At 66.0% G+C, this 24,680-nt stretch carries 16 protein-coding genes and 3 pseudogenes; 5 read left to right on the top strand and 14 right to left on the bottom strand.

Going from position 1 to position 24,680, the window contains the following annotated elements; genetic code table 11:
• Positions 1-17 precede the first annotated feature (17 nt).
• Positions 18-227 (top strand): ribosome modulation factor, encoded by a 210-nt coding sequence (gene rmf, locus CN538_RS14365; protein ID WP_035471369.1) that lies wholly within the window; start codon positions 18-20, stop codon positions 225-227.
• A 128-nt stretch (positions 228-355) separates the two neighbouring features.
• Here rmf and CN538_RS14360 read toward each other — a convergent pair whose 3' ends face one another.
• The 7 genes from CN538_RS14360 to CN538_RS14330 all read right to left on the bottom strand — a co-directional run bounded on the left by CN538_RS14360 (position 356) and on the right by CN538_RS14330 (position 11,629).
• On the bottom strand, positions 356-1,387 hold the full coding sequence (locus CN538_RS14360) for a quinone-dependent dihydroorotate dehydrogenase (RefSeq protein ID WP_106419878.1): 1,032 nt from the start codon (positions 1,385-1,387) through the stop codon (positions 356-358).
• A 202-nt stretch (positions 1,388-1,589) separates the two neighbouring features.
• The gene (locus CN538_RS14355; protein WP_106419877.1) at positions 1,590-2,687 is read right to left on the bottom strand and encodes a hypothetical protein; all 1,098 of its coding nucleotides are present in this window, start codon (positions 2,685-2,687) and stop codon (positions 1,590-1,592) included.
• 418 nt (positions 2,688-3,105) lie between these two features.
• On the bottom strand, positions 3,106-7,938 hold the full coding sequence (locus CN538_RS14350) for an NAD-glutamate dehydrogenase (RefSeq protein WP_106419876.1): 4,833 nt from the start codon (positions 7,936-7,938) through the stop codon (positions 3,106-3,108).
• A gap of 165 nt (positions 7,939-8,103) precedes the next feature.
• The gene (gene trmA, locus CN538_RS14345) at positions 8,104-9,228 is read right to left on the bottom strand and encodes a tRNA (uridine(54)-C5)-methyltransferase TrmA (RefSeq protein WP_106419875.1); all 1,125 of its coding nucleotides are present in this window, start codon (positions 9,226-9,228) and stop codon (positions 8,104-8,106) included.
• 10 nt (positions 9,229-9,238) lie between these two features.
• Positions 9,239-10,078, bottom strand: coding sequence for a glutamate racemase (gene murI / locus CN538_RS14340; protein ID WP_106419874.1), 840 nt, complete (start codon positions 10,076-10,078; stop codon positions 9,239-9,241).
• Positions 10,071-10,970: a LysR family transcriptional regulator gene (locus tag CN538_RS14335; RefSeq protein WP_106419873.1), complete on the bottom strand. Its 900-nt coding sequence runs from the start codon at positions 10,968-10,970 to the stop codon at positions 10,071-10,073. Before CN538_RS14335 ends, murI begins: the two co-directional genes overlap by 8 nt.
• Before the next feature lie 110 nt (positions 10,971-11,080).
• Positions 11,081-11,629, bottom strand: a complete 549-nt coding sequence (locus tag CN538_RS14330) for a hemerythrin domain-containing protein (protein ID WP_106420662.1) — start codon at positions 11,627-11,629, stop codon at positions 11,081-11,083.
• A 369-nt stretch (positions 11,630-11,998) separates the two neighbouring features.
• Here CN538_RS14330 and CN538_RS14325 point away from each other — a divergent pair, with 369 nt between their 5' ends.
• The gene (locus CN538_RS14325; protein WP_106419872.1) at positions 11,999-13,336 is read left to right on the top strand and encodes a replication-associated recombination protein A; all 1,338 of its coding nucleotides are present in this window, start codon (positions 11,999-12,001) and stop codon (positions 13,334-13,336) included.
• Between the two features lie 117 nt (positions 13,337-13,453).
• On the opposite strand, the gene lolA is transcribed toward CN538_RS14325, so the two are convergent.
• The 6 genes and pseudogenes from lolA to CN538_RS14285 all read right to left on the bottom strand — a co-directional run bounded on the left by lolA (position 13,454) and on the right by CN538_RS14285 (position 20,134).
• Positions 13,454-14,098, bottom strand: a complete 645-nt coding sequence (lolA, locus tag CN538_RS14320; protein WP_106419871.1) for an outer membrane lipoprotein periplasmic chaperone LolA — start codon at positions 14,096-14,098, stop codon at positions 13,454-13,456.
• 55 nt (positions 14,099-14,153) lie between these two features.
• Positions 14,154-15,845, bottom strand: a complete 1,692-nt coding sequence (locus CN538_RS14315) for a DNA translocase FtsK (RefSeq protein WP_422917511.1) — start codon at positions 15,843-15,845, stop codon at positions 14,154-14,156.
• Positions 15,730-17,925, bottom strand: a complete 2,196-nt coding sequence (locus CN538_RS21215; protein ID WP_242495170.1) for a DNA translocase FtsK — start codon at positions 17,923-17,925, stop codon at positions 15,730-15,732. Before CN538_RS21215 ends, CN538_RS14315 begins: the two co-directional genes overlap by 116 nt.
• Before the next feature lie 204 nt (positions 17,926-18,129).
• Positions 18,130-19,218, bottom strand: a complete 1,089-nt coding sequence (locus CN538_RS14300) for a methyl-accepting chemotaxis protein (RefSeq protein WP_106419870.1) — start codon at positions 19,216-19,218, stop codon at positions 18,130-18,132.
• Positions 19,219-19,558: 340 nt separating this feature from the next.
• Positions 19,559-19,737: pseudogene (locus tag CN538_RS26425) on the bottom strand (Cache 3/Cache 2 fusion domain-containing protein); the annotation flags it as partial.
• Positions 19,724-20,134, bottom strand: a complete 411-nt coding sequence (locus CN538_RS14285) for a Cache 3/Cache 2 fusion domain-containing protein (protein WP_106419868.1) — start codon at positions 20,132-20,134, stop codon at positions 19,724-19,726. The gene CN538_RS14285 and the pseudogene CN538_RS26425, both read right to left, overlap by 14 nt.
• Before the next feature lie 167 nt (positions 20,135-20,301).
• On the opposite strand from CN538_RS14285, the gene aat reads away from it, so the two are divergent.
• The 3 genes and pseudogenes from aat to infA all read left to right on the top strand — a co-directional run bounded on the left by aat (position 20,302) and on the right by infA (position 22,137).
• On the top strand, positions 20,302-20,994 hold the full coding sequence (gene aat, locus CN538_RS14280) for a leucyl/phenylalanyl-tRNA--protein transferase (RefSeq protein ID WP_106419867.1): 693 nt from the start codon (positions 20,302-20,304) through the stop codon (positions 20,992-20,994).
• The gene (locus CN538_RS14275) at positions 20,991-21,755 is read left to right on the top strand and encodes an arginyltransferase (RefSeq protein WP_106419866.1); all 765 of its coding nucleotides are present in this window, start codon (positions 20,991-20,993) and stop codon (positions 21,753-21,755) included. The genes aat and CN538_RS14275 overlap by 4 nt, the downstream gene beginning before the upstream one ends.
• 164 nt (positions 21,756-21,919) lie before the next feature.
• A pseudogene (gene infA / locus CN538_RS14270) lies at positions 21,920-22,137 on the top strand (translation initiation factor IF-1).
• Between the two features lie 269 nt (positions 22,138-22,406).
• Here the strand turns inward: infA and clpA are convergent.
• Positions 22,407-24,668: pseudogene (clpA, locus tag CN538_RS14265) on the bottom strand (ATP-dependent Clp protease ATP-binding subunit ClpA).
• Positions 24,669-24,680: the final 12 nt, after the last annotated feature.

The raw sequence follows: 24,680 nt of genomic DNA, 5'->3' as shown, positions 1-24,680 counted from the left end.
CGACAAGAGGCCATACGATGAAACGACAGAAACGTGATCGCAACCAGCGGGCATATCTGCACGGCTACAAGGCGGGGGTCGCCGGTCGCTCACGCGACGAATGTCCGAGCCAGGATATCAACCTGCGCGAAAACTGGATGAGCGGTTGGCGTGAAGGTCGCGGGGACCAGTGGGATGGCATGACCGGCGTGTCCGGTATCCACAAAAACCCCATGGTGATGACTTGAGTCACGGCGCACGCCGCTGACGAGCATCGCCTCATCACACTCAAGGCCCGCACCGCGCGGGCCTTTTTGTTGCCACCGCCAGGGGCGCATCGACACGCCCACCCGGTCAGGGCATCTGACCCGTGCACTCAGGCAGATGCCGCGCTGCTGTTTCCGGTCGCGCGAATACACTCCCCGATCAGCTCCGGCCCGCGATAGATGAAGCCGGTGTAGAGCTGCACCAGATCCGCGCCTGCCTGACACTTCTCGCTCGCCCGAACGCCGCTATCGATGCCACCGGCACCGATGATCGGCAGAGTCGGCAGCAGCCGACGCAGTTCGCGCACTACCGCGGTCGAGCTGGCGAACAGCGGCGCCCCGGAGAGCCCGCCCGCTTCGTGGGCATGCGGCATGCCGGTCACGTTCTCACGCGACACCGTCGTATTGGTGGCAATCACCGCATCGATCTCGTTGTCGGTGAGCGTGCGTGCGACCAGTGCGATCTCCTCGCGGGTCATGTCCGGGGCGATCTTCACCGCCAGCGGCACGTGGCGCCCCTGCTCCGCGTCCAGCCGCACGGCCTCCTCCTTGAGCGCCCCGAGCAGACCGTCGAGATGCTCACCGAACTGCAGATTGCGCAACCCCGGGGTGTTGGGCGAAGAGATATTGACGGTAACGTAATGCGCCGCAGCGTGGACCTTGCGCAGACAGGTCACATAGTCGTCGACCGCACGCTCCACAGGCGTGGTCAGGTTCTTGCCGATATTGATGCCGATGATGCCGCGATAGCGACTCTTGCGCACGTTGGCGACCAACTGGTCGACCCCGGTGTTGTTGAACCCCATGCGATTGATGATCGCCTGGGGGCCGGTGAGCCGGAACAGCCGTGGGCGCGGATTGCCCGACTGCGGCTTGGGCGTGGTCGTGCCCACCTCGACAAAGCCGAACCCCAGCGCTCCCAGGGCATCCAGATGCTCGGCGTTCTTGTCCAGCCCCGCCGCCAGCCCGATACGGTTGGCGAAGGAAAGCCCCATTACCTCCACCGGTTCACCCGAGCTGTCGGCATCGCCGAGCAGTCCCGACAGGCGCAGCCGATGCGCCGCATCCAGAGCAGTCAGCGTGACACGATGCGCGGTCTCCGGCTCGAGCCGGAACAGCAGAGAACGAACGACGGGGTACATGGAGAGGTCTCGTCGGTGGCAAAAGGGATCGACAGCGGCGAGCGAGTATATCCCAACTGGGGGTGGCGAGACGAACCGCGCACGCCCGGCGGCCAGAAGACATGGCCCACCGCCGCCACCCCATCACGCCGAAACCCGGCACAGGGCCGGGTTTCGCAAGCGAGGTGGGGGAACGGGGACGGGCCCGCCTCCCGAGTGTCGCTCAGCGCGCGTCGAGCTGCTGTACGCGCAGGGTGTAGTTGTTGACCGAGTTCATCGCCGAGCCGAACCGTTGACCCTTGACCCAGACCCGATAGCGGCCGGGCTGGAGCACGGTCTCGATAGCGAAGTTGCCATCGGCCAGCGACCCCTCGTCGGCCACCGTGCGCCCATCGGCATCGAGCACCTTGGCCTGAAGGCGGAAGCTGCCTTCATGACCGGGGAAGGTCGAGCTGGTGACAGAAACCGTGCCGGCCTGGGCGACATCGAAGGTGAGTACCTCACCCTCCTGCAGCACCTTGATGTCGGCGACGATCTCGTCGAAGCTGCTCGGCAGCGGCGCCTGCTGACGCTCGCGGGCGGAGGCGCCGGTCGGCGCGCTGGCCTGCCCTGCAGTCGCCGGCTTGGCCGCCGAGCCGGTATTGGCGGTGCCGAAGTCGGGGCCCTTGGGCGCGGCTTCGCTGGCGCCAGCGGCCGCGCCACCGGCAACCGCACTGGCCGCTTCACGTCCCGGCGCGCTGAGCGTCGCCACGTCGTCCTTGTCGTCGACGAAGGCGGTGGTACGGCCGCTGCTGCCGGGGCCACCAAACATGATGCCACCGCCATTATCGACGCCGCCCTGGTCGGCGGCGATCACCTTGCCGCTGGCATCCAGCGCGTCGACCTGGATGTTGAAGCTGTTACCGCCAGTCTTGGTACTGCCGAACTTCTGCCCCGAGACCTGCAGCGTGTAGTTGCCCGGTTCGAGCCGCTGCTCCATCTCCAGCCCCCCGGTGTTGCCGAGCCCGCTGCTCTTGGCCAGGACATTACCGTTGACGTCGATCAGCGTGGCCTTGATGCGATAATCCTGGGATTCGCCCGGCAGGGTCGAGCTGGTGAAGCGGTAGCGGCCGGCCTCGTCGACGGTGAACGGGTGCTGCTGCACGCCACCGAAGAAGAAGCTCTGGCTGCGGGCGTCGGAGCTGGACTTGAAGAAGCTGGTCAGGTCGACCTTGGCGGCCGCGGCCTGCGCCTGCTTGAGCGCCTCGCTCTGCGCCATGGCGGGCATGGCGGTGGCGACACCGACGGCCACGATAAGGGTGGAAAACGCGCGATACTTCATGGGGCCTCTCTGCGTTGACTGCCTGCGGATGGCTGCAGCATAACAGAGGCGCTTGCCAGAACACCTTAGGCAGGTCTGAAAAGTACTGCGCTCGTCCATACTGCGTAAAAAATTGGCTCACTGAACCTCGTGCAGAACGTCCGTAGGACGGCCCGAAGGGCGAGAGCAGCGAGTCACATGCTCATTTACACCGTGTAAACTCCGCCCTTTCGCCAATTTTTGCCTTGTCTGGACTTCGCGCGCCGACTTCTCAAACCATGCCTAAAAAGGTTTTCCGGCAAGCGCCTGTGACGATGCGTGATGGCTGGCGGGGAGATCGACCAGCGCCCCGTTCAGCTCACTTTTTCAAACCGCTTTTTCAAACCATTTTTCAAGTCGGGAGCCGGCGCGTACTGGCGCGCGCCGGCCCGCTGCCACCTTAGCCGTCGCTCTCGCTCTCGGCAAGATCGACCAGCTCGCGGATCGCCACCGCAATCAGCGCGAAGCTCACCTGGGTGCCGGCATTGATCTCACCCAGCAGCGCATTCCAGCGCTCGAACAGGGACGCGTGCTGCTCCTCCCAACGGGTCACCCGCGCCTCCACCTCGCGCGGCGCGTCGCTCATGCTCAGCACCTTCACCGTCAGCGCCAGCTGCTGACGGTCGAGGTCGTCGCGAAACGTTTCCCGCGCCTGCATCTGCCAACTGTCACGCACCTCGAGGGCGTTGATCTGGCGCGTCATCCACGGCAGCTCCAGCTGGTGACCGATGGCGTAGTAGACCTCGGCCACGCGCTTGAGCTTCTCGCCACTGACGCGTGCCGCCTGGATGATACCCAGCCCGGCATAAAGGCTTGGCGCGGCGGCCACTACCGCGGCCTGAGCCTTGGGTACACCGGCCTCGATCAGCTCGTCGCGGCGACCTTCCCAGGCCTCGCGCTCGTCGCCCTTGAGCCGGTTGCCGATATCCTCCTGCAACTGGGTCAACTGGGGCGCGAACTGCTCCACGCACTCCTTGACGCTGAGCGCACCGCGATGGCGCAGGAACCAGCGCGTGGCACGCCGCATCAGGCGCATCAGGTCGAGCATCATGCGGTACTGGACCTGGCTCTCGACGCGGTAGTCGAGTGCCTCGATCTGCTCCCACAAGCGGTTGAAGCCAAAGCTGTCGCGGGCGATCACGTAGGCCTGGGCGATCTCGACCCTGGATGCGCCGGTGGAGTCGCGCAGCTGACGCACGAAGGTGATGCCCATGTGGTCGACCAGGTCATTGGCGATCTGGGTGGCGACGATTTCACGCTTCAGGCGGTGCTGGGAGAGATCGTCGGCAAACCGCTCGGTCAATGTCACCGGGAACGCCTTGGCCACGTGCTGCTGCAGCTGCGGGTCGTTGGGCAGCTCGGCGGCGATCAGATCGCTCTTCAGCGTGCTCTTGGCGTAGGAGATCAGCACGCTCAGCTCGGGCAGAGTGAGCCCGCCGTCGGCGTTGCTGCGCTCGCCGAGCTGTTCGTCACTGGGCAGGAACTCGAGCTCGCGGTCGAGACTACCGGCCGCTTCGAGTTCGTTGATGAAGCGCCGATATGGCCCCATCCCCTCCAGCGACTGCAGCTCGGCAAGCGACAGCGCCTGGGTCTGGCGGTAGTTGTCGCGCACCACCAGCTCGCCAACCTCGTCGGTCATCTCCACCAGCAGCTGGTTGCGCTGCTTCTCGGTCATGTCGCCGCGCTGGACGATCCCGTCGAGCAGGATCTTGATATTGACCTCATGGTCGGAGCAGTTGACGCCGCCGGCGTTGTCGATGAAGTCGGTGTTGACCCGAATCCCCTTGGCCGCAGCTTCCATGCGCCCGCGCTGGGTCAGGCCCAAGTTGCCGCCCTCGCCGACCACGCGACAGTTGAGCTCGCGGCCATCGATGCGCAGGCCATCGTTGGCCTTGTCACCGACGTCGGCATGGCTCTCGTCATGAGCTTTCACATAGGTGCCGATGCCGCCGTTCCAGATCAGATCCACCGACGACTTGAGCATGGCGTTGATCAGATCGTTGGGTGACAACTTGTCGGCCTGAATGCCAAAGGTCTTTTTCATCGGCGCCGAGATGGCGATCGACTTGGCATCGCGCGAGAAGACCCCGCCGCCTTCCGAGATCAGCTGCTCGTCGTAGTCCGACCAGCTCGAGCGCGGCGTCTCGAACAGGCGCTTGCGTTCGGCGAACGACTTGGCCGCATCCGGCGTCGGGTCGACGAAGATATGGCGGTGGTTGAAGGCAGCGACCAGACGGATCTTATCGGAGAGCAGCATGCCGTTGCCGAATACGTCACCGGCCATGTCGCCGATACCGAGCACGCTGAACTCGTCCTTCTGAGTGTTGAGGCCCATCTCGCGGAAGTGGCGCTTGACCGACTCCCAGGCGCCGCGAGCGGTAATCGCCATACCCTTGTGGTCATAGCCCTGGGCGCCCCCGGAGGCGAAGGCGTCACGCAGCCAGAAGTCATACTCCAGCGAGATCGCGTTGGCGTAGTCGGAGAAGGTCGCGGTGCCCTTGTCCGCGGCGACCACCAGGTAGGGGTCGTCAGGATCGTGGCGCACCACCGCCTGCGGCGGCACCACCTCGGTGCCATCGAGGTTGTCGGTGATATCGAGCAGGCCGCGGATCAGCAGGCGGTAGCACTCGATGCCCTCGGCCTGGATGGCGTCGCGGTCACCATTCTCGGGCATGCGCTTGCAGATGAAGCCACCCTTGGCGCCGACCGGCACGATCACCGAGTTCTTGACCTGCTGCGCCTTCATCAGGCCCAGAATCTCGGTGCGGAAATCCTCGTTGCGGTCGGACCAGCGCAGACCGCCGCGGGCGACCTTGCCGCCGCGCAGGTGCACCCCTTCCATCCGCGGCGAGTAGACGAATACTTCGAACATCGGCCGCGGCTTGGGCATGCCCGGCACCTTGCTCGGCTCGAGCTTGAACGAGATGTACGCCTTGGGGCTACCGTCTTCGCGCGGCTGGAAGTAGTTGGTGCGTACAGTGGCCTGGATCAGGTCGACATAGCGCCGCAGCAAGAGGTCGTCGTTGAGGCTGGCGACCTGATCGAGCAGCGCATTGAGGTCGTCGACCGCCCCCTGGCAGCGGGCGTCGCGGTCGCCGTCGAGGTTCGGGGCGAAGCGCTGCTCGAAAAGCCGCGACAGGCCGCGGGTGATGTCGGCATGCGCTGCCAGGGTGTTGGCGATGTAATCCTGCGACAGCCCGATGCGCAGCTGCTTGAGATAGCGCGCGTAGGCGCGCAGCACCGCTACCTGCCGCCAGTCGAGACCGGCGCCGATGATCAGCCGGTTGTAGGCGTCGTTCTCGGCGTCACCCACCCAGATCCGCGAGAAGGCGTCGATGAAGTTGTCGCGCATTGCGCGTAGATCGACCTCACCGACACCGCGATACTCGAAGGTAAAGTCATGAATCCAGTAGGTCTGGTGCTCGGTATCGATATGATAAGGGCGCTCGCTGATCACCCGCAGACCCAGATTCTCGAGCACCGGCAGCATATCGGAGAGCGGAATCGGCGAGTCGGCGTGATAGAGCTTGAGATTGACGCTGTCGGCGCTGTTCTCGGCCAGATGATAGAGGCTGACGCCGATCGGCGCGCCGTCGTCGAGCGCACTCAGGTGGCGGATGTCATTGGCCGCGGTGCGCGCCGAGAAGTCGTCGCGGTAGCTGCCGGGGAAGGCGTCGCGGAATACCTGTGCCTGGCGGTTGCCCTCTTCTTCTCCCAGGCTCTCGATCAGCGCACCGTGCAGATCCTCGCGCCAGTTGCGCGCCAGGAAGATGACCTTCTTCTCCAGCGCGCGGCGATCGAAGTCCACCGGCTCGTCGCCGTTGAAGCGCAGGGTGAACTGGATACGCGCCAGCACCGACTCCGAGAGATAGGGATTGAAGTCACCGAAGGTGGCATCGAGCTCCTCGCACAGCAGGTTCTGAATGCGCAGACGCAGATCGGTGGAGAAGATGTCACGCGGGACGAATACCAGGCAGGAGTAGAACTGGCCGCAGCGGTCCTCACGGATGAACAGCCGCACGCGGCGGCGCTCACGGATATTGAGAATGCCGAAAGCGGTCTGGCTCAACTCTTCGATGGTGCTCTGGAACAGGTCGTCGCGCGGGTGCACCTCGAGAATCTGCAGCAGCAGCTTGCCGTTGTGGCCCTTGGGGTTGACCCCGGCGGCATCGATCACCGCCTGCACCTTGCGCCGCAGTACCGGCACCGAGCGCGGCGACTCGTTGTAGACCAGCGAGGTGAACAGCCCGAAGAAGCGCCACTCGCCGATCACCTTGCCCTGCTTGTCATGGCGGGTGATGGCGATATGGTCAGGATAGGTCGGCCGGTGCACGCGCGCGTGATGTGAACTCTTGGCGAAGCGTAGCAGCGCCGGCATGGGACCCGGCTCCTCGTCGAGTTCGAAACGCACCGACTCCTGGTAGCGCGGCTGGTCGAGCTTGAGCACCCCCAGCTCGCTGCCCTCGACCCGCGTCTCGCGCGCCTTGGCGCCGCTGCCGGAGAGCCGGCTCTCGGCGAAACCGAGGAAGGTGAAGTGCTCGTCGAGCAGCCACTTGAGGAAAGCCACCGTCTCCTTCTGATCCGCCGCGCTCACTGACGCCGGACGCTGGGCCTCGAGCTCGGCGATCACCTCGCGCAGCTTGTCGCACATCGGCTCGAAATCGGTGACCGCGGTACGCACGTCGCGCAGCACATCGTGCAGGCTCTGCTCCAGGTCATCCAGTGTCGCCGTATCGGTATGGCGGTCGATCTCGATCAGAATCAGCGACTCGCGCGACGCCGGCGCCGCCTTGGCCCGCGGCCCGGTGATCTTCAACGCGTGGTGGCGAGCGTCGCGCTCGACCGCCAACACTGCATTGTGGATCGCATGCAGGGTCAGGCCGCGACGATTGAGCTCCATGCGCACCGAATCGACCAGAAACGGCATGTCCGGGTGCAACACTGCGACTACGGTGTGTGGCGACTGCCAGCCATGCTCTTCGAAGTTGGGATTGAAGATACGGACCTTGGCATCGCTGGGATCGAAGGTGCGCATGAAGTGCCACGCAGCCAGCGTGGCACCGTAGACATCGTCCAGCTGGCGGTCGGCCGCCTCCTCGAAGGGCGCCGTGGCGTAGAGATCCTCGGCGAAGGCGGTGATCCGCTTCACCTTCTCCTCGGGAAGTCGCTTCGCCAGCTTCTCCCGCAACTGCTCAAGAAACTCCGTCTTTCCTTCGATCGCGACGTGTTGCATCTATCACCTCGGCTGGCACCGGCCGTCGATATGGCGGCCGCATTCACATGGGGCGAAGCTTACGCCAGCGCCCGGGGGCGCCCTATCCACTTGAAGCTTCGTTATGACGCATGTCGCTTACGCATCATGACACCCACCATACGATACCGGTGCGACTTGACAAATTCAGGCCGTCTCGCGGCGCTCGAGCACGACCCCACACTCGCAGTGGTCGGTCCAGGGAAACTGATCGAACAGCGCCATCCGCGTGATCCGGTGCGTCTGGGTGAGCTGCGCCAGATTGACCGCCAAACTGTCGGGGTTGCAGGAAATATAGACGATTCGCGGATACTCCATCAGCGGCGCACAGCTGGCGGCATCGAGCCCGGCCCGCGGCGGGTCGACCAGTACGGTGGAGAAGTCGCACGCATCGAGCGCCATCGCCGCCACCCGGCGCCCCTGCTTCTCGCCGGTCAGCGCCTGGGCGAACTCCTCCGCCGACATCCGCGCCACATGCACGTTGTCGATGCCGTTGGCGGCGAGGTTGGCCTGGGCCGAGGCCACCGAGGTCCGCGAGATCTCGGTGGCGACCACGCGGCGGAAGTTCTCCGCCAGCGCCACGGTGAAGTTGCCGTTGCCGCAGTAGAGCTCGACCAGATCGCCTGTGCTGTGGCGCGTGGCATCCCGCGCCCAGCCGAGCATGGCGCGACAGATCTCGGCGTTGGGCTGGGTAAAGCTGTTCTCCACCTGCTGATAGTGGAACTCGCGCCCTTCGACCATCAGACGCTCCCACACGTGATCACGTTCGAGCACCAGACGCTGCTTGCGCGAGCGCCCGATCAGCGCCACCCCCAGCGTCGCCTGCAACTCGCGGGCACGCTGCTCCCACTCGGCATCCAGCGGCTTGTGGTAGATCAGCGTCACCAGCGCCTCACCGCTGAGCGTGGTCAGAAACTCGACCTGGAACAGCTTGCGCCGCAGTGTGGTGTCATCGCGAATGGCGTCCAGCAGCTGGGGCATCAGCGCATTGATGCGCTCGCCGGCGACCGGAAATTGATCGACACGGACCACCTTCTGGGCCACCCGCCCCTTGTGAAGCGGCGCATCCGGGTCGGGTTCGAACATGGCGTAGTAGAGATCGTCTCCCTCGTGCCAGAGGCGGAACTCGGCGCGCATGCGGTAGTGCATCGGCGGCGAGGCGAAGACCTCCAGCGGCGGCGGGTCGAATGCGGCGAACTGCTGCTCGATCCGCGCGCGCTTGGCCGCGAGCTGGGCGTCATAGCGCGCCGGGTCGATGGTGGTGATGACCACGAAAAACTCCTCAATCGATAGCGGAAATAGCAGTGTCGGCGGGCACCGCGGCGACCGTCGGTAGAGGCCGCGGCGGTGCGAAGCCGAAGCCGGCCAGCGCCGTGGCCAGCCCGGTGGCGTCGGCGCCGGTCGCCCAGCTGGTGCCGGTCGTCACCGCGGGCAGCGTGGCCGCCGGCGCGGCCAGGGGCGCGACATCCAGCACCTGCCCCAGGCGGCGCGCGATCGCAGCACCCGAGTCGATCCAGCGGATCGGACGTGGCGCCTGCGCTTCGAGCTCGGCACGCAGCAGCGGAAAGTGGGTACACCCCAGCACCACCGTGTCCAGAGCCGGCTCGCGCCACAGCGGCATCAGCGCCGCGGCCAGCGCCTCGGGGTCGAGCTCGCCGCCGGCCAGCTTGCGCTCGGCGGCGACCACCAGGGTATCCGCCGCGACGCCGACAAGGCGGCAGTCAGCAGCGAAGTCGGTCACCAGCCGCTGCAGATAGGAGCGCTTGAGTGTGGCGCTGGTCGCCAGCAGGCCGATCACCCGCGAGCGGCTGGCCTCCCCGGCGGTCTTGATCGCCGGCACCGTGCCCACCACCGGGACCGTCAGCCGCGCGCGCAGCGCCTCCAGCGCCAGCGTACTGGCGGTGTTGCAGGCGATCACCAGTGCCCGCGGTCGGCTCTCGGCACACGCCGCCAGGCACACCTCGACGGTACGCGCCACCAGCCAGGCATCGGGCTTGGTGCCGTAGGGCAAGGCGGCGTTGTCGCAGACGTAGTCGAGGCCGAGCTGAGGCAACCAACGGCGGATCTCGGCACTCACCGAGAGCCCGCCGACACCGGAGTCGAAGATCAGCGCATCACGCATGGGTCGCGCTCCCGGCGAAGTGGTTCAACAGCGTTTCGATCAGCGCGCGCAGGCGCGCCGGCATGAAGTCGCGCTCGGCGTAGAGCAGATGCACGTCGAGCGCAGGAATCGGAAACGTCTCGAGCAGACGCACCAGGCGCCCTGCCGCCACTTCGGGCTCGCCCAGGAAGGCGGGCTTGACCACCAGTCCCATGCCCAGCGCCGCGGCCTCGACCAGCGCGCGGCCGTTGTTGCACGCAAGCGCCGGGCGAAAGCGCACCCGCTGGAGCTCGCCGTCGACCTCAAAGGTCCACTGCGGCCCCTGGCGTGCCAGCGTGTAATGGAGGCAGCGGTGGTGCTTGAGCGCCTGCGGATGATCGGGGGTGCCGTGGCGGCGCAGGTAGTCGGGGGCGCCATATAAGTAGCAAGGCATGCGCATCAGCGGCCGGGCGATCAGACTCGAATCCTCGAGTGCACCAATCCGCACCACCAGATCGTAATCCTCGGCCAGCAGGTCGACGTGGCGGTCCTCGAGCACCAGCTCCAGGGTAACCGCAGGGTGTGCCTGCTCGAAGGCATCGAGCACCACCATCAGTGCCTGAGCGCCGAAATCCATGGGCGCCGACAAGCGCAGGCGGCCGCGAATCTCGCCGCGCTGCTCGCCCAGCCCCGCCTCCAGCTCATCGAGTTCGTCGAGCAGCCGCGCGGTGGTGGTCAGATAGCGCTCGCCCTCCGCCGTCAGCTGTAGCCGCCGCGTGGTACGTGCCAGCAGGCGCACCCCGAGACTCTCCTCGAGGCGCGATATCTGCTTGCTGACCATCGCGTTGGATACGCCCAGCCGGCGGGCGCCGCCGGCAAAGCTGCCGGCCTCGACCACGGCCCGGAACACCTGCATCGCCTGTAGCCGATCCATCCCGGCTCCCTCTCGCTCTGTCGGGCGCCCATTCTACGCAAAGCGACGACGATCGCGCAGTGCGATCGTCGTCGGGTCATCACGCAGGGCGGGCCAGCGGCCCGCCACCATCAGGATTCGAGGGGCGAAGGCGCGTCGCGAAACTCGGAATAGAGCTCCGGGTAGGCCTCCTGCAGACGCGACAGCTCGGACTCCGCCTGGGGCGGCATCTCGGCGGCCAGACGCGCCAGATCGTCATCGTCGAAGTGCTCGCGAATCAGCGGGAACAGCTCCTCGCGCTCGGCGCGCAGATAGCCGCGGTGGGCGTCGAGATAGGCACGCAGGTCCTCGGCGAACTTGTCCATTGGCATCACCCCATCCATCAGGATCATGTCGATGTCGGCCGAGAGACGCATCAGCTGCTCGTGCAGATGCTGGTAGTCCTCCGCCAGCCGTGCGAACAGCGCATCAGTGTCACTGGCCCGGCTGGAGAGTTGCTCACGGCAAATGCGCTCCAGCGGAATGGTGAAGCCGCTCATATAGTCGAGAATATAGTCCACCACCTCCCGAATCAGGCGGAAGTTGGGGCGTTCGCCATCGGCGAGCGTCTTGTGCTTGAGCTGCAGCACGTGGAGCAGACGCGCCATGTTGGCGTGATCCTGGCGCAGTTGAGTCAGCATGGGCATGGGAGTTCTCCTGTCCGTGCGGCGGCTATGGCGACGAGCGTAAAGCGGCGAGACTGATAACCAGCGTGCCGAGACCTCGGGTTTTTCGTTCAAATCCTAGTGTAGCGGCACTCGAAGGCCAGCGTGTAGTGCCTTGGCCGGCCATACTGTGTCGGGGCGCACTTGGGTAGAATCGACCACAGGCCGTTCGTCGTACCCCGCGCCACCGGGCATGGGTCGCGGGCACACAAGCGAGCTGCGCCGCGAGCGGCCCCTGACTGTCTTACCCTAGCGGGTTTGGAAGAGAAAGCCCTACGCCTTAAGTCGCGATTGGCGTAGTGAAATGTACCCGCTCGTTGCCGAGCGCAAACCGGAAGTACGCTGATGGACCTCTTTGCCGATAGCGCCCCCCAGGACAATGTGCCGCTCGCCTACCGCATGCGGCCGAAAAGTCTCGACGACTATGTCGGCCAGGAAGCGCTGGTCGGCCCGGGCAAACCACTGCGGCGCATGGCCGAGAGCGGCAGCGTGCGCTCGATGATCCTGTGGGGCCCGCCGGGGGTAGGCAAGACCACCCTGGCCGATATCCTCGCCGAGGCCTCAGGCTCACGGCTCGAAAAGCTCTCGGCGGTGATGGCCGGGGTCAAGGAGATCCGCGCCGCGGTGGAGCGGGCCCAGGAGGCACGGCTGCGCGAGCGTCAGACACTGCTGTTTCTCGACGAGATCCACCGCCTCAACAAGAGTCAGCAGGATGCCCTGCTGCCGCACGTGGAGTCGGGCCTGTTGACGCTGATCGGCGCCACCACCGAAAACCCCTCGTTCGAGGTCAACTCCGCGCTGCTGTCGCGGGCCCGGGTCTACGTGCTCAAGGCACTCGACGAGCAGGCGCTGATCACGGTGATCAAGCGCGCCCTGGGTGACGCCGAGCGTGGCCTGGGCCAGCGTGACATCCGCGCCAGCGACGAAGCCCTGGCGATCCTCGCCCGCGCCGCGGCGGGTGATGCACGGCGCGCACTGGGTCTGCTCGAGACTGCCTGCGACTTCACCGGTCGCGACGACCATGGCGAGACCCTGGAGCGCGATGCCGTGGTCGAGGTGATCGGCCATCAGGCGGCGGCCTTCGACAAGCAGGGCGAGCACTACTACGACCTGCTCTCGGCGATCCACAAGTCGATACGCTCATCGCGGCCCGACGCCGCGCTGCTCTACATGGCGCAGTTCATGCGCGGTGGTGGCGATCCACTCGACGTGGTGCGCCGGCTCACCGCGATCGCCTCGGAGGACGTCGGCAACGCCGACCCGCGCGCCCTGCCCCTGGTCATCGCCGCCTGGGACGCCTACCTGCGCCTGGGCGACTATGAAGGCCAGCGCGCCATCGCCCACGCTGCCATCCATCTCGCCACCGCGCCCAAGAGCAACCGGGTCGATCAGGCCTGGGCCCAGGCCAAGGCGTTCGTGGCCGAGCATGCCGATCTCGAGGTCCCGGTCTATCTGCGCAATGCGCCGACCCAATTGATGGCCTCACTGGGCTACGGCGAGGGCTACCGCTACGCCCACAGCGAGCCCAACGGCTACCCCGCCGGCAGTGCCCACGACTGCTGGCCATCGGCGCTACCCAAGGCCAGCTTCTACGTGCCCAGCGAATTCGGTCAGGAGAAGCGCTACCAGCAGATGCAGGCGTGGCGTGACGAGCTCGACCGTGAGGCCGACCGTCAGGCTTGAGAGGGTGTCTGCAAAATGCCTGCGCTCGGCCATACGGCGGCAGTGGGTCAGACATGAGCGCAGCGGCGAGCAAGCGGCCCGGGGGACGGGCCGCAACGAAGCTCAGGGGGACAAAGCTCAGGGGGAGGCGGGTGACTGCTCGCGGATGACATCGGCGCCAGCGGGGATCTGGAAGCGGAACTTGGCCGGGTCGATGCTGCCGTTGACCTCGGCGTTATCGAACTTGATCGCGGTGCGCTGGCCGGTGCTGTCGGTCATCTGCAGCATGCCCAGCTTCTCGCTGTAGAAGGTCAGCTTGAGCTGCTCGAACAGGGTGTCGTTGGCCTTGGGCTTGAGCGTAAAGGTCTCGCCAGTGCCCTGCTGCTGGCCGGTCACCTCATAGTTCTGCGCCAGCTCCGAGGCACTGCCGGAGAGCAGCAGCGCGGGCGTGTGGGTGACGCGATCGTCGAGCGGCTGGATCGTGGCCTGCTCGAGGTCGGGGTCGTAGAGCGTCACCTCCTGACCGTTGGAGACCACGATCTGGCGATAGGGCTCGTTCACCTCCCAGCGAAAGTGGCCGGGACGCGACAGCCACATGTGGCCACTGGTGTCCTGCAGGCTGGAGCCCGAGGCATCCAGTATCTGCTGGTCGAAATCCGCCGAGTAGGTCTTGAGCGGTTCGAGCAGCCGGGTCAGGCGGTCGACCGAGGCCGGGTCGGCGTGTGCCGCCTGGGTCGCCAGCAGCAGCGCGCCGGCTGCGGCCAGGCTCTTCATCATACGCATGGGCATTCCTTGTCTGAGTGCAGAGAACATGATCCTTGGACAGCGGGATGGCGGCTCAGTTGCCCACCGGCGGCGGCGCCAGCACTTCGCGCGAGCCATTGTTGCCCATCGACGAGACGACGCCGGCCTGCTCCATCGCCTCCACCAGCCGCGCGGCACGGTTATAGCCGATCTTGAAGCGACGCTGGACCGCCGAGATGGAGGCGCGCCGGCTCTCGGTGACGAACTGCACCGCCTCGTCATAGAGCGCATCCTGCTCGGCGTCCTCGCCGTCACCGCCCTCGGCCTCGAGTCCGGCCAGGGCGTCGGCGGAGACACCGCCGGAAAGAATCTCCTCGATGTACTCGGGCTCACCGCGCCGCTTCCAGTCCTCGACAATGCGGTGGACCTCGTCATCGTCGACGAACGCACCATGAACGCGCTGCGGCATCCCCGCCCCCGCCGGCAAATAGAGCATGTCGCCATGGCCAAGCAGATTCTCGGCACCACCCTGGTCGAGGATGGTGCGCGAATCGATCTTCGACGACACCTGGAACGCCATGCGGGTGGGGATGTTGGCCTTGATCAGGCCGGTGACCACATCCACCGATGGCCGCTGGGTGGCGAGAATCAGGTGGATACCCGCGGCACGCGCCTTCTGCGCCAGCCGCGCGATCAGCTCCTCGACCTTCTTGCCGACGATCATGAACATGTCGGCGAATTCGTCGATCACCACCACGATATAAGGCAGCTTGGCCAGCGTCGGTGGCTGCTGGTGCATCTCCCACGGCTGGGGCTCCCACAGCGGGTCCTGGACCTGGGCACCGTGGCGCTCGGCCTCGTCGAGCTTGGCGTTGAAGCCGGCGATGTTGCGCACGCCCATGGCCGCCATCAGCTTGTAGCGCCGCTCCATCTCGGCCACACACCAGCGCAGGGCGTTGGCCGCCTCTTTCATGTCGGTGACCACCGGCGCCAGCAGATGCGGGATGCCGTCGTAGACCGACAGCTCGAGCATCTTGGGGTCGACCATGATCATGCGCACTTCGTCCGGGGTCGCCTTGAGCAGCATCGACACCAGCATGGTGTTGATCCCCACTGACTTGCCCGAGCCGGTGGTACCGGCCACCAGCAGGTGCGGCATCTTGTTGAGGTTGGCCACCACCGGCTTGCCGCCGATGTCCTGACCCAGCGCCAGGGTCACCGGCGAGTCGGCCTGCTGGTAGACGTCGGAGTCGAGCACCTGACGAATACGGATCATCGCCCGGTTCGGGTTGGGGATCTCGATCCCCACCGTGGGCTTGCCGGGAATGACCTCGACTACGCGTACGCTCTTGACCATCAGCGAGCGCGCCAGATCCTTGGCCAGGTTGCTGATCTTGGAGACCTTCACCCCCGCCGCCGGGCGAATCTCGAAGCGCGTGATCACCGGCCCCGGCCAGGTCTCGACCACCTCCGCCTTGACCCCGTACTCGCGCAGACGCATCTCCAGCAGCTCGGCCATGTCGGCGAGCTGCTCGGGGGTATAGTTGGGCTGCTCCGGATCAGCCGGCGTGGTCAGTCGGATCGAGGGCAGATCGCCGGTGGGCTCGGGCATGTCATCGAACGCCGGGCGCTGGCTCTGCAGATGCTCGACGGTCCACAGGGTCGGTTGATCATCCGCCGCTGCCCGCGCCTGCTCGGCAGTAGCCAGATCGCCCCGCTGCGCGGCACTGGCCGGTGCCGGTGCCGGTGCCGGTGCCGGTGCCGGTGCCGGTGGGTGCGTCGGCATGATACCTGGCAGCCTCCCCGGCCATACCGGAGTCATCGTCCCAAGCCGCTTCTGCGGCATCGTCACGCCACGGCGCCTGGGTGTCATCGACGTGACTGCCGGCAGCGCTAGCACCCGGCAGCGACGGGCGTTCGAGCGGTGCGTCTTGCGCCTCGACCGGTGGCTCATCGGCCTGTGTCTCTTCGTACCCCTCACCCAGCCCCCGATGCGTGGGCTCGCGCCGGGTCGGCGCGGTAACGTGCGGCCCGTCCGCATCGCCGCGCGCCCAGTCGAGGCTCGGCTCACGCGCGTCGGCGTCGGACAGATCGCTGTCCGGGCCAGCCGCGAACGCGCCCAGCGTCGGCTCGGCGGGCCCGGGGCGTACCATGGCACCACCCGCGACGGCACCATCGTCATCCCGACGCGGCATCTCAGCGCCGCTGCCGTCAGAACCGCTTTCGTTGGCGGCCCGGGCATGCCGCCAGCCGGCCGGTGCCTCATGGCGCTCGGCACGCAGCCCCCACTGCGCGGTGGGCATCTCGTCTTCTGTCGCTGAGAGTCGGCCGCTATCGGTGGATGCCCCACGGGGGGTCGACATCTCGGCGCCAGACTCGGAGGCTGCGCCGTGCTCACCGGCCCCCGTCCCGACTTCCTCGGACGCCATCGACGACGCCTGGAACGCCTCGGGGATACGCCGGCGAGTGACATCGGCGCGGAACGGCGTGCGCGCGGCATCCTCGTCGAGCATTTCTTGAGTCGGCGACGCTGGTGACTCGGGCGTGCCCACATCATTGCCATGGAACGAGGGCGGCCTTGCAGCCGCCGCCTCCGGCTTCGCCGCATCGTCGGTCGAGCTACCCGGGGCGGGTTCGCGCGAAGCCAACGTCGGCTCGCGTGGGCTCAACGTCGGTTCACGTGGGCTGAGGCTGGGTTCGCGCGGGGAGTCGTCATGGCGCCGCGGCGCTGGGGCGGCCGAACGCGCGGGCCGCCATTCGCTATCGCCGCGGGGCGCAGAGACGGCGCCAGCGGGCGTGCGCTCGTGCAGGGTGGGTTCCCGGGCCTCTTCCCGCTGCTGGCGGCTGGCGTAGGCGGCCTCGGGTTGCTTGGCCGAGGGCGTGCGCTCGGGCACCTCCCAGGGGATATCGGTGCTACCGTCATGGCGCCAGCGCGACTGGCGCTGCCCGCTGCCAGCCTCGCCACCAGCCCCTTCCCACGCCGGCTCCGACTGCAGCGCCGCACCCAGCGAGGGCTCCTCCTCCCACTGCTCGAGATCCGGCGCGCGCTGCCACGGCAACCAGCGCGACCACCAACGCGGCTTGCCCACAGCGGTAGTCGCCGCCTCGTCAACGCCGTCGCTCTCCTCGGCTGCGCTCTGCTCCCGCTCGATCTGTTCACGCTCGGCCTGCTGCTCAGCGCGGCGGCTATCGCGAACCTCGCGGCGCTCGGCGCTGTATGTCCTCGCCCACTGGAACAGGCGATGGCACGAACTGCCCAGCTCGTCCATCACGGTCAGCCAGGACATGCCAGTGAACAGGGTGAAACCGCACATGAAGGCAGCGATAGCGATCAGGGTCGTGCCATGCACGCCGACCAGTTGCGACAGCGCGCCGGCGATCCCCATCCCGAGAATGCCCACCGCCTGGTTGGGCAGGTCGCTGGCGGGGTTGTAGAAATGCAGGTCGCCCAGCGTGGTGGTACTCATCAACAGCAGCACCAGACCACCGGTGTGCACGGCGAGCGCGACCGGGTCCCAGGCGATCTGAACCTGGTGCTGACGCATGATGCGCCACGCCGCCAGGCCGAACATGCCCGGCCACCAAAGCGCGCTGGCCCCGAACAGCGAATAGAGGACATCGGATAGCCAGGCCCCGATCTGGCCCATCCAATTGGCGATATCCTGGTCGGGCCCGCTATGTGACCAGCCGGGGTCGCCGGGGTGATAGCTGAACAGCGCCAGCAACAGAAACACGCAGACCGCGAGCAGCAGAATCACGGCGCCTTCGCGGGTCACGCCCTGGAGCTGCATGATCACACGACGTGCCTGTTCCTTGGCTTGCGCAGATGAACGACGGCCCTTCTTGGCCGAACTCTTGGCACTCAAACGCTCAACCCCCTCGCGCCTGCTTCCGGCAGGACGCATCAACGGCCGCGTTCCCGTGGGCTTTCCGTGGCGCCCGGGTCGGCGGCGATGCACCACCGGCCCGCAACGGCGAGCCGGTTTCCTCGACCCGCCATCATACCGGGGCCCGCGTCGACATCACAGGGGGGCACCGCACCCGGTGCGGATGCGGCGCTAGGGAGGGGATCAGTCTGGCGTGTGTCCCGGCAACGTCGGGGCGACAGGCGCACCCGGTGCGGCGTCATCGGCGTCCCTGCCCGCACGCAGCCGGAACAGCGCCACGGTCTCGCTCAGGCGCCGGCTCTGCTCGCTCAACTGCTGGGTCGAGCGGCTCGACTGACGCACCAGGGCGGCGTTGCTCTGGGTGGTCTCATCGATCTGCGACACCGCGACGTTGATCTGCTCGATACCGTGGGACTGCTCTTCGGAGGCCAGACGGATCTCGGCCATCAGCGTGCTGATACGCTCGATCTGGGAGACGATCGCGGCGACCTGCTCGCCCGCTTCCGCGGCCTGCAGATTGCCGTTCTCGACCTCCTCGACCGTACGCCCGATCAACCCCTTGATCTCGCGCGCCGAGTTGGCGCAGCGCTCGGCCAGACTGCGCACTTCCTGCGCCACTACCGCGAAGCCGCGGCCCTGCTCGCCGGCGCGGGCGGCCTCGACCGAGGCATTGAGCGCCAGCAGATTGGTCTGGAAAGCGATACTGTCGATGACCCCGACGACATCGGCGATCTGCTTGGCCATCTCGTCGATACGGCGCATGGCTTCGACCGTCGAGTCGACGGTCTTCTGCGCATCCCCGGCGGCTTCAGCGGTGCGGCTCGCCTGAGCGTCGCTTTCTTGGGCGCGCTCTGCGTTCTGGCGCACGGTGGCATTGAGCTGCTCGGTGCTGGCGGCAGTCTGCTCCAGGCTCGAGGCCTGGGATTCGGTGCGTGCCGAAAGGTCCGCGTTGCCCGCGGCCAGCTCCTGGGTGTGCCCATCGGTCTCCTCGATCGCCGAGCGTACCTGTCGCACGATCCGCTCGAGGCCGTCGCCGATGCCATTCATCGCCAGCACCAGTTGACCGATCTCATCGCGCCGATGGCTGTCGATGCGCTGCGACAGATCGCCCTCGGCAAGCGCCCGAGCCAGCTCGACAGTGCGCTGCATGGGACGCGAGACCAATCGCTTGAAAATGACATAGAGCAGCAGACTGAGCAGGATCGCGATCCCCACCGCGATCAGCAGGAAGCGGTCGCGGGCAGCCATCACGCCGGCGTTGATCTCGTCCATCGACACCGAACCGGCGATAACCCACTGCCAGTCCGGATAGCGGGTAAACGCCAGCAGCCGCTGCTCCCCATCGGGGTGTAATCGATCTCGCCGGAGGCCTTGTCGAACAGCGGCGCGAAGATAGCGGCGCGCTCACCCTGGCGCAGATCGGCCCCTCGTAGGGGCCGCCCGCGAGCACCTCCCCTTCGCGCTTGCCACCGGCAGCGATAGCATGGTGTAGCCCTGCTGACCGATCTTCATGCCACGAATCTGCGCCTTCACTTTCTCCATCTCGGCGCTGATGTCGACGCCCACGAAAAGACGCGCCGATCACTTTGCCGTCACTGTCGTGAATCGGCTGATACTTGGTGACATAGGCGGTGCCGAACAGCGGTGCGAGGCCAATGTAGGGCTTGTCCGCCATCAGGTTGGCATAGCTGCTGAGCCGCGATCGAGCAGCGTGCCCATGGCGCGCTTGCCGTCGGCGTCCTTGAGCGACGTCGCCACGCGCACGAAATCGTCGCCTTCACGGGCGAAGATGGTCGCCGGCGCGGTGGTTTGCTCGGTGAAGCGATCGAGTCCAGGTGTTGTCGTTGATCACCTCGAGCCCATCCTTGAGCATCGGGGTCTGGCGCCCGGCTACCTCGACCTGCTGGTCGGGCAGCAGCACGAAGCGCCCCATGTACTGGTCGGAGAAGATGTCGAGAAAGCGATCGGCCTGCTGCTGCAGGCTATAGTCGAAGAGCGATAGCATATCGGCGATGGATGCCTGTTGCGTCGCCAGTTCATGCTGGGTGGCCTTGCGTAGCTGGCTACTGCTGGTCTGCGCCATGGCAAAGGCCAGACCCAGCAATACCACGACCTGAAGCAGGCCGACGATCAGCGCCAATTTGGTACCGATACCCGCCTGGCGCAGCCGCTGTCGAATTGCCGCCATCGATTGTTCTACCTTGTCGTCAGAAAGATCGGAGTTGTCAGAAGATCACGATTGTCAGAGGATCAGGCGGATTATCGGCAGCGAATGCACGAACCTTAATATACGGCAATGCGGGTCGCCGCTCCGCGGCCGCAAGCCCCACGGCAAGACCTACAGGAATGGATGGCATGCTGCGCTGGCTCCCCCCCGCCCCCGTCGCGTTTCCCGACGTCAGCCAGGCGCTCGACGAGCCCAACGGCCTGCTCGCCGCCGGCGGCGCCCTGACCCCGGAATGGCTGCTGGCCGCCTACCGCCGCGGCATCTTCCCCTGGTATGGCGAGGGTGGCCCGCTGCTGTGGTGGTCGCCCGCGCCGCGCATGGTGCTGTTCCCGGCAGAGGTTCGTGTGCGCCGCAGCCTGGCCAAGCGCCTGCGCAACGGCGGCTTCACCACCACCTTCGATCGTGCCTTCGGCGCGGTCATCGACGCCTGCGCGGCTGAGCGTGCGGACAGCGGCGGCACCTGGATCGACGCCGAGATGACCCTCGCCTATCGTCGCCTGCACGCACTGGGCCACGCGCATAGCGTCGAAACCTGGCACCACGGCGAGCTGGTCGGCGGGCTCTACGGGATAGCGCTGGGGCAGGCGTTCTTCGGTGAATCGATGTTCAGCCGCTGCGCCGATGCGTCCAAGGTGGCGCTGGTGACGCTGGCACGCCATCTCGAGGCCCACGACTTCCAACTGATCGATTGCCAGATGCATACCGCGCATCTGGCCAGCATGGGCGCCAGGGAGATCGCCCGTGCGACGTTCATCGACTACCTTGAGAAGAGCGTGGACCAACCCACCCCAGCCGGCCTCTGGCCCTCGGAGCCCCCGTGAGCAGCGACAATGCGAACCGCAGCACAGCGCAGCGTCAGGCACGCGATCTCCGTTTCTTCCTGACGGTGCCGCACCCCTGCAGCTATCTTCCCGGACGCGAGGCGACAACACTGTTCCTCGACCCCCAGGAGCCGCCCACCGCGGATGTCTACGACGCCCTGACCCTACTGGGGTTCAGGCGCAGCGGCGCCAACCTCTATCGGCCCCACTGCGGTGCGTGCAGTGCCTGCGTCTCCGTGCGTATCCCGGTGGAAGACTTCACCCCCTCGCGCACCCAGCGCAAGCTGATGCAGCGCAATCGTGACATCACCACGCGCCTGCGCCCGACGCTGTTCGACGAGCGCCACTATGCGTTATACGCAGACTATATCCAGGCCCGTCACGCCGATGGCGACATGTTTCCGCCCAGCCGCGAGCAGTACCGACAGTTTCTGGCCCAGACCCAGCCATTCGCCAAGCTGCTCGAGTTCTGGCTCGATGAGCGGCTGATCGCGGTCGCCGCCACCGACCTGCTGGGCCATGGACTCTCGGCGATCTACACCTTCTTCGATCCCGACCCGGCGCTGCAGCGGCGTTCGCTGGGGGTCTTCGCAGTGCTCAGCCAGATCGAGCTGGCAAGCCGACGAGGCCTGCCCCATGTCTACCTGGGCTACTGGATTCGCGAGAGCCAGAAGATGCGCTACAAGCAGGCGTATCAGCCACTGGAGTACCTCGACGGCGGCCGCTGGCAGCGGCGGGTGCCGGTGACGGCGTTGACCTGAGCCGCTTTTTGCCTTCGCGTCGAGATGGCTCATAATATCGCGCACTTCAGAGGCCCGGGTCGGGCTCGTCGCTGACCGTGGATGGCACCGCTGCCGTTCGCGGTGGTGCGCGTCGACGGCCGACCGAGCGGTCCGCCAACCAATACCCAAGAGGGATCGCCTATATGGCACGAGAAGATCATATCGAAATGGAGGGTGTCGTCGTCGACACGCTGCCCAACACCATGTTCCGCGTCGAGCTGGAAAATGGCCACGTCGTCACCGCCCATATTTCCGGCAAGATGCGCAAGAACTACATTCGCATCCTGACCGGCGACAAGGTCAAGGTCGAACTCACCCCTACGACCTTTCCAAGGGCCGCATCGTCTACCGCTCGCGCTGAGCCCTGCCCTTCGGCACCGCTGACGGGAATTCACTTTCCGCCTGTTTTTGCGCCCTGAGCCACCGTTGTCACGGGCGTCAGCCGTCGCCAGCACCCAGAATCGAAAACGCCTCGCCATGTTGCCATGGCGAGGCGTTGTCGTTTCGAGGCGTAGCCGTCTAAAGACGCTGTGAATTCGAGACCGGATCGTTGCAACGTTCTGCCGTATCGAGAGCGCCCGTCAGGACACCGAGTGGCTGGCGGCTCGGCCAGCCACTCGAGCAACCCGACTAGGCCACTTCGGCCTCGGTCTCCAGCTGCAGCTCGTCGTTCTCCACGGTGACGTGGACCACGCCGCCGTTCTCGGCCAGATCGCCGAACAGGATCATCTCGGCCAGCGGTTTCTTCAGCTTCTCCTGGATCACGCGAGCCATCGGTCGCGCTCCCATCTCCGGATCGTAGCCCTTCTCGGCCAGCCAGCGGCGAGCGTCCTCGTCGACATCCAGCTGCACCCGCTTCTCGTCGAGCTGAGCCTGGAGCTCGACCAGGAACTTGTCGACCACGTTACGCACGATCGACGGTTCGAGGCCATGGAACTGGATGATCCCGTCGAGGCGGTTGCGAAACTCCGGTGAGAAGGTCCGGCGAATCACCTCCATGCCATCGGTCGAGTGATCCTGGGTCTGGAACCCGATCGAGCGACGCGAGATCTGCTCGGCGCCAGCGTTCGAGGTCATGATGATGATCACATGACGGAAGTCCGCCTCGCGGCCGTTGTTGTCGGTCACGGCCCATGGTCCATCACCTGCAGCAGCAGGTTGAAGACCTCCGGGTGCGCCTTCTCGATCTCATCGAGCAGCAGCACGCAGTGCGGCTGCTTGTTGATCGCCTCGGTCAGCAGACCACCCTGGTCGTAGCCGACATAGCCGGGGGGCGCCCCGATCAGGCGCGACACCGTGTGGCGCTCCATGTACTCGGACATGTCGAAGCGGACCAGTTCGATCCCCATCAGGTGCGAGAGCTGACGCGCCACTTCGGTCTTGCCGACCCCGGTGGGCCCGGCAAACAGGAAGCTGCCGACCGGCTTGTCGGCGACTTGAGCCCGGCCCGCGAGAGTTTGATCGCCGCCGACAGGCTGGTAATCGCCTCGTCCTGACCGAATACCAGCATCTTGAGATCGCGCTCAAGATTGGAGAGCAGCTTGCGATCGGAGCTGGAGACGCTCTTCGGCGGAATCCGCGCGATCGACGCCACTACCGCCTCAACCTGATCGACATCGATAGTCGCGACCCGCGCCTCGGGCGGCAGCAGCCGTTGGTGCGCACCGGCCTCGTCGATGACGTCGATCGCCTTGTCCGGCAGGTGGCGGTCGTTGATATAGCGATCCGCCAGACGCGCCGCACTTTCCAGCGCACCGTCGGTGTACTTGAGCTGGTGGTGCTCCTCGAAGCGCCCGCGCAGCCCCTTGAGGATGCGAATGGTGTCGTCCACCGAGGGCTCGGGCACGTCGACCTTCTGGAAGCGGCGAGCCAGGGCGCGATCCTTCTCGAAGATACCGCGAAATCCTGGAAGGTGGTCGAGCCGATGCAGCGCAGCTCGCCCGAGGAGAGCAGCGGCTTGAGCAGGTTCGAGGCATCCATGACCCCACCCGAGGCGGCGCCGGCGCCGATCACGGTATGGATTTCGTCGATGAACAGGATCGAGTTCTCCTGCTTGCGCAGCTCCGCCAGCAGCCCCTTGAGGCGCTTCTCGAAATCGCCGCGATATTTGGTGCCCGCCAGCAGCGCACCCATGTCGAGTGAATAGACCACCGCATCGGAGATCACATCGGGCACATCTTCCTCGACGATACGCTTGGCCAGACCTTCGGCGATAGCGGTCTTGCCGACACCGGCCTCACCCACCAGCAGCGGGTTGTTCTTGCGCCGGCGCGCCAGGATCTGCACCACGCGCTCGAGCTCGTGATCGCGTCCGATCAGCGGGTCGATCTTGCCCAGCCGGGCCTGATCGTTGAGGTTGGTAGCGTAGCTGGTGAGCGGATGCTGGCCATTCTCGGCGGCGGCCTCTTCACCCTCCTCGGACTCCTGAGAGGGCTGCTGCGACTGGCCGTGGCCAGCCACCTTGGAGATGCCGTGAGCAATGTAGTTGACCGCGTCAACGCGAGCCACGCTCTGCTGCTTGAGGAAATAGACCGCCTGGCTTTCCTGTTCGGAGAAGATCGCGACCAGCACGTTGGCGCCGGTGACTTCGCTCTTACCGGATGACTGGACATGGAACACTGCGCGTTGCAGCACGCGCTGGAAGCCCAGCGTAGGCTGGGTTTCGCGATCGTCCTGATCCTCGGGGATCAGCGGCGTGGTGGAATTGATGAAATCCTGCAGATCGGCACGAAGCTTCTCCAGATTCGCCCCACAGGCATTCAGCACGTCGGCTGCCGAAGCATTATCGAGAAGCGCCAGCAGCAAGTGCTCCACGGTCATGAACTCGTGTCGCTTGGAGCGCGCCACGGTGAAGGCCGTGTTCAGGGTGAGTTCAAGTTCTTTACTCAACATGGCAGTCCCCTT

This window comes from Salinicola tamaricis, assembly GCF_003006155.1.
GTDB lineage: Bacteria > Pseudomonadota > Gammaproteobacteria > Pseudomonadales > Halomonadaceae > Salinicola > Salinicola tamaricis.
This window is presented reverse-complemented; position numbering and strand designations above follow the sequence as displayed.

Bases quoted from the DNA above. Each gene is read 5' to 3' on its own strand.
- rmf (WP_035471369.1), top strand. From the start codon at position 18: ATGAAACGACAGAAACGTGATCGCAACCAGCGGGCATATCTGCACGGC.
- CN538_RS14360 (WP_106419878.1), bottom strand. From the start codon at position 1,387: ATGTACCCCGTCGTTCGTTCTCTGCTGTTCCGGCTCGAGCCGGAGACC.
- CN538_RS14355 (WP_106419877.1), bottom strand. From the start codon at position 2,687: ATGAAGTATCGCGCGTTTTCCACCCTTATCGTGGCCGTCGGTGTCGCC.
- CN538_RS14350 (WP_106419876.1), bottom strand. From the start codon at position 7,938: ATGCAACACGTCGCGATCGAAGGAAAGACGGAGTTTCTTGAGCAGTTG.
- murI (WP_106419874.1), bottom strand. From the start codon at position 10,078: ATGCGTGATGCGCTGATCTTCGACTCCGGTGTCGGCGGGCTCTCGGTG.
- CN538_RS14335 (WP_106419873.1), bottom strand. From the start codon at position 10,970: ATGGATCGGCTACAGGCGATGCAGGTGTTCCGGGCCGTGGTCGAGGCC.
- CN538_RS14330 (WP_106420662.1), bottom strand. From the start codon at position 11,629: ATGCTGACTCAACTGCGCCAGGATCACGCCAACATGGCGCGTCTGCTC.
- CN538_RS14325 (WP_106419872.1), top strand. From the start codon at position 11,999: ATGGACCTCTTTGCCGATAGCGCCCCCCAGGACAATGTGCCGCTCGCC.
- lolA (WP_106419871.1), bottom strand. From the start codon at position 14,098: ATGCGTATGATGAAGAGCCTGGCCGCAGCCGGCGCGCTGCTGCTGGCG.
- CN538_RS14315 (WP_422917511.1), bottom strand. From the start codon at position 15,845: ATGCCGACGCACCCACCGGCACCGGCACCGGCACCGGCACCGGCACCG.
- CN538_RS14300 (WP_106419870.1), bottom strand. From the start codon at position 19,218: ATGGACGAGATCAACGCCGGCGTGATGGCTGCCCGCGACCGCTTCCTG.
- CN538_RS14285 (WP_106419868.1), bottom strand. From the start codon at position 20,134: ATGGCGGCAATTCGACAGCGGCTGCGCCAGGCGGGTATCGGTACCAAA.
- aat (WP_106419867.1), top strand. From the start codon at position 20,302: ATGCTGCGCTGGCTCCCCCCCGCCCCCGTCGCGTTTCCCGACGTCAGC.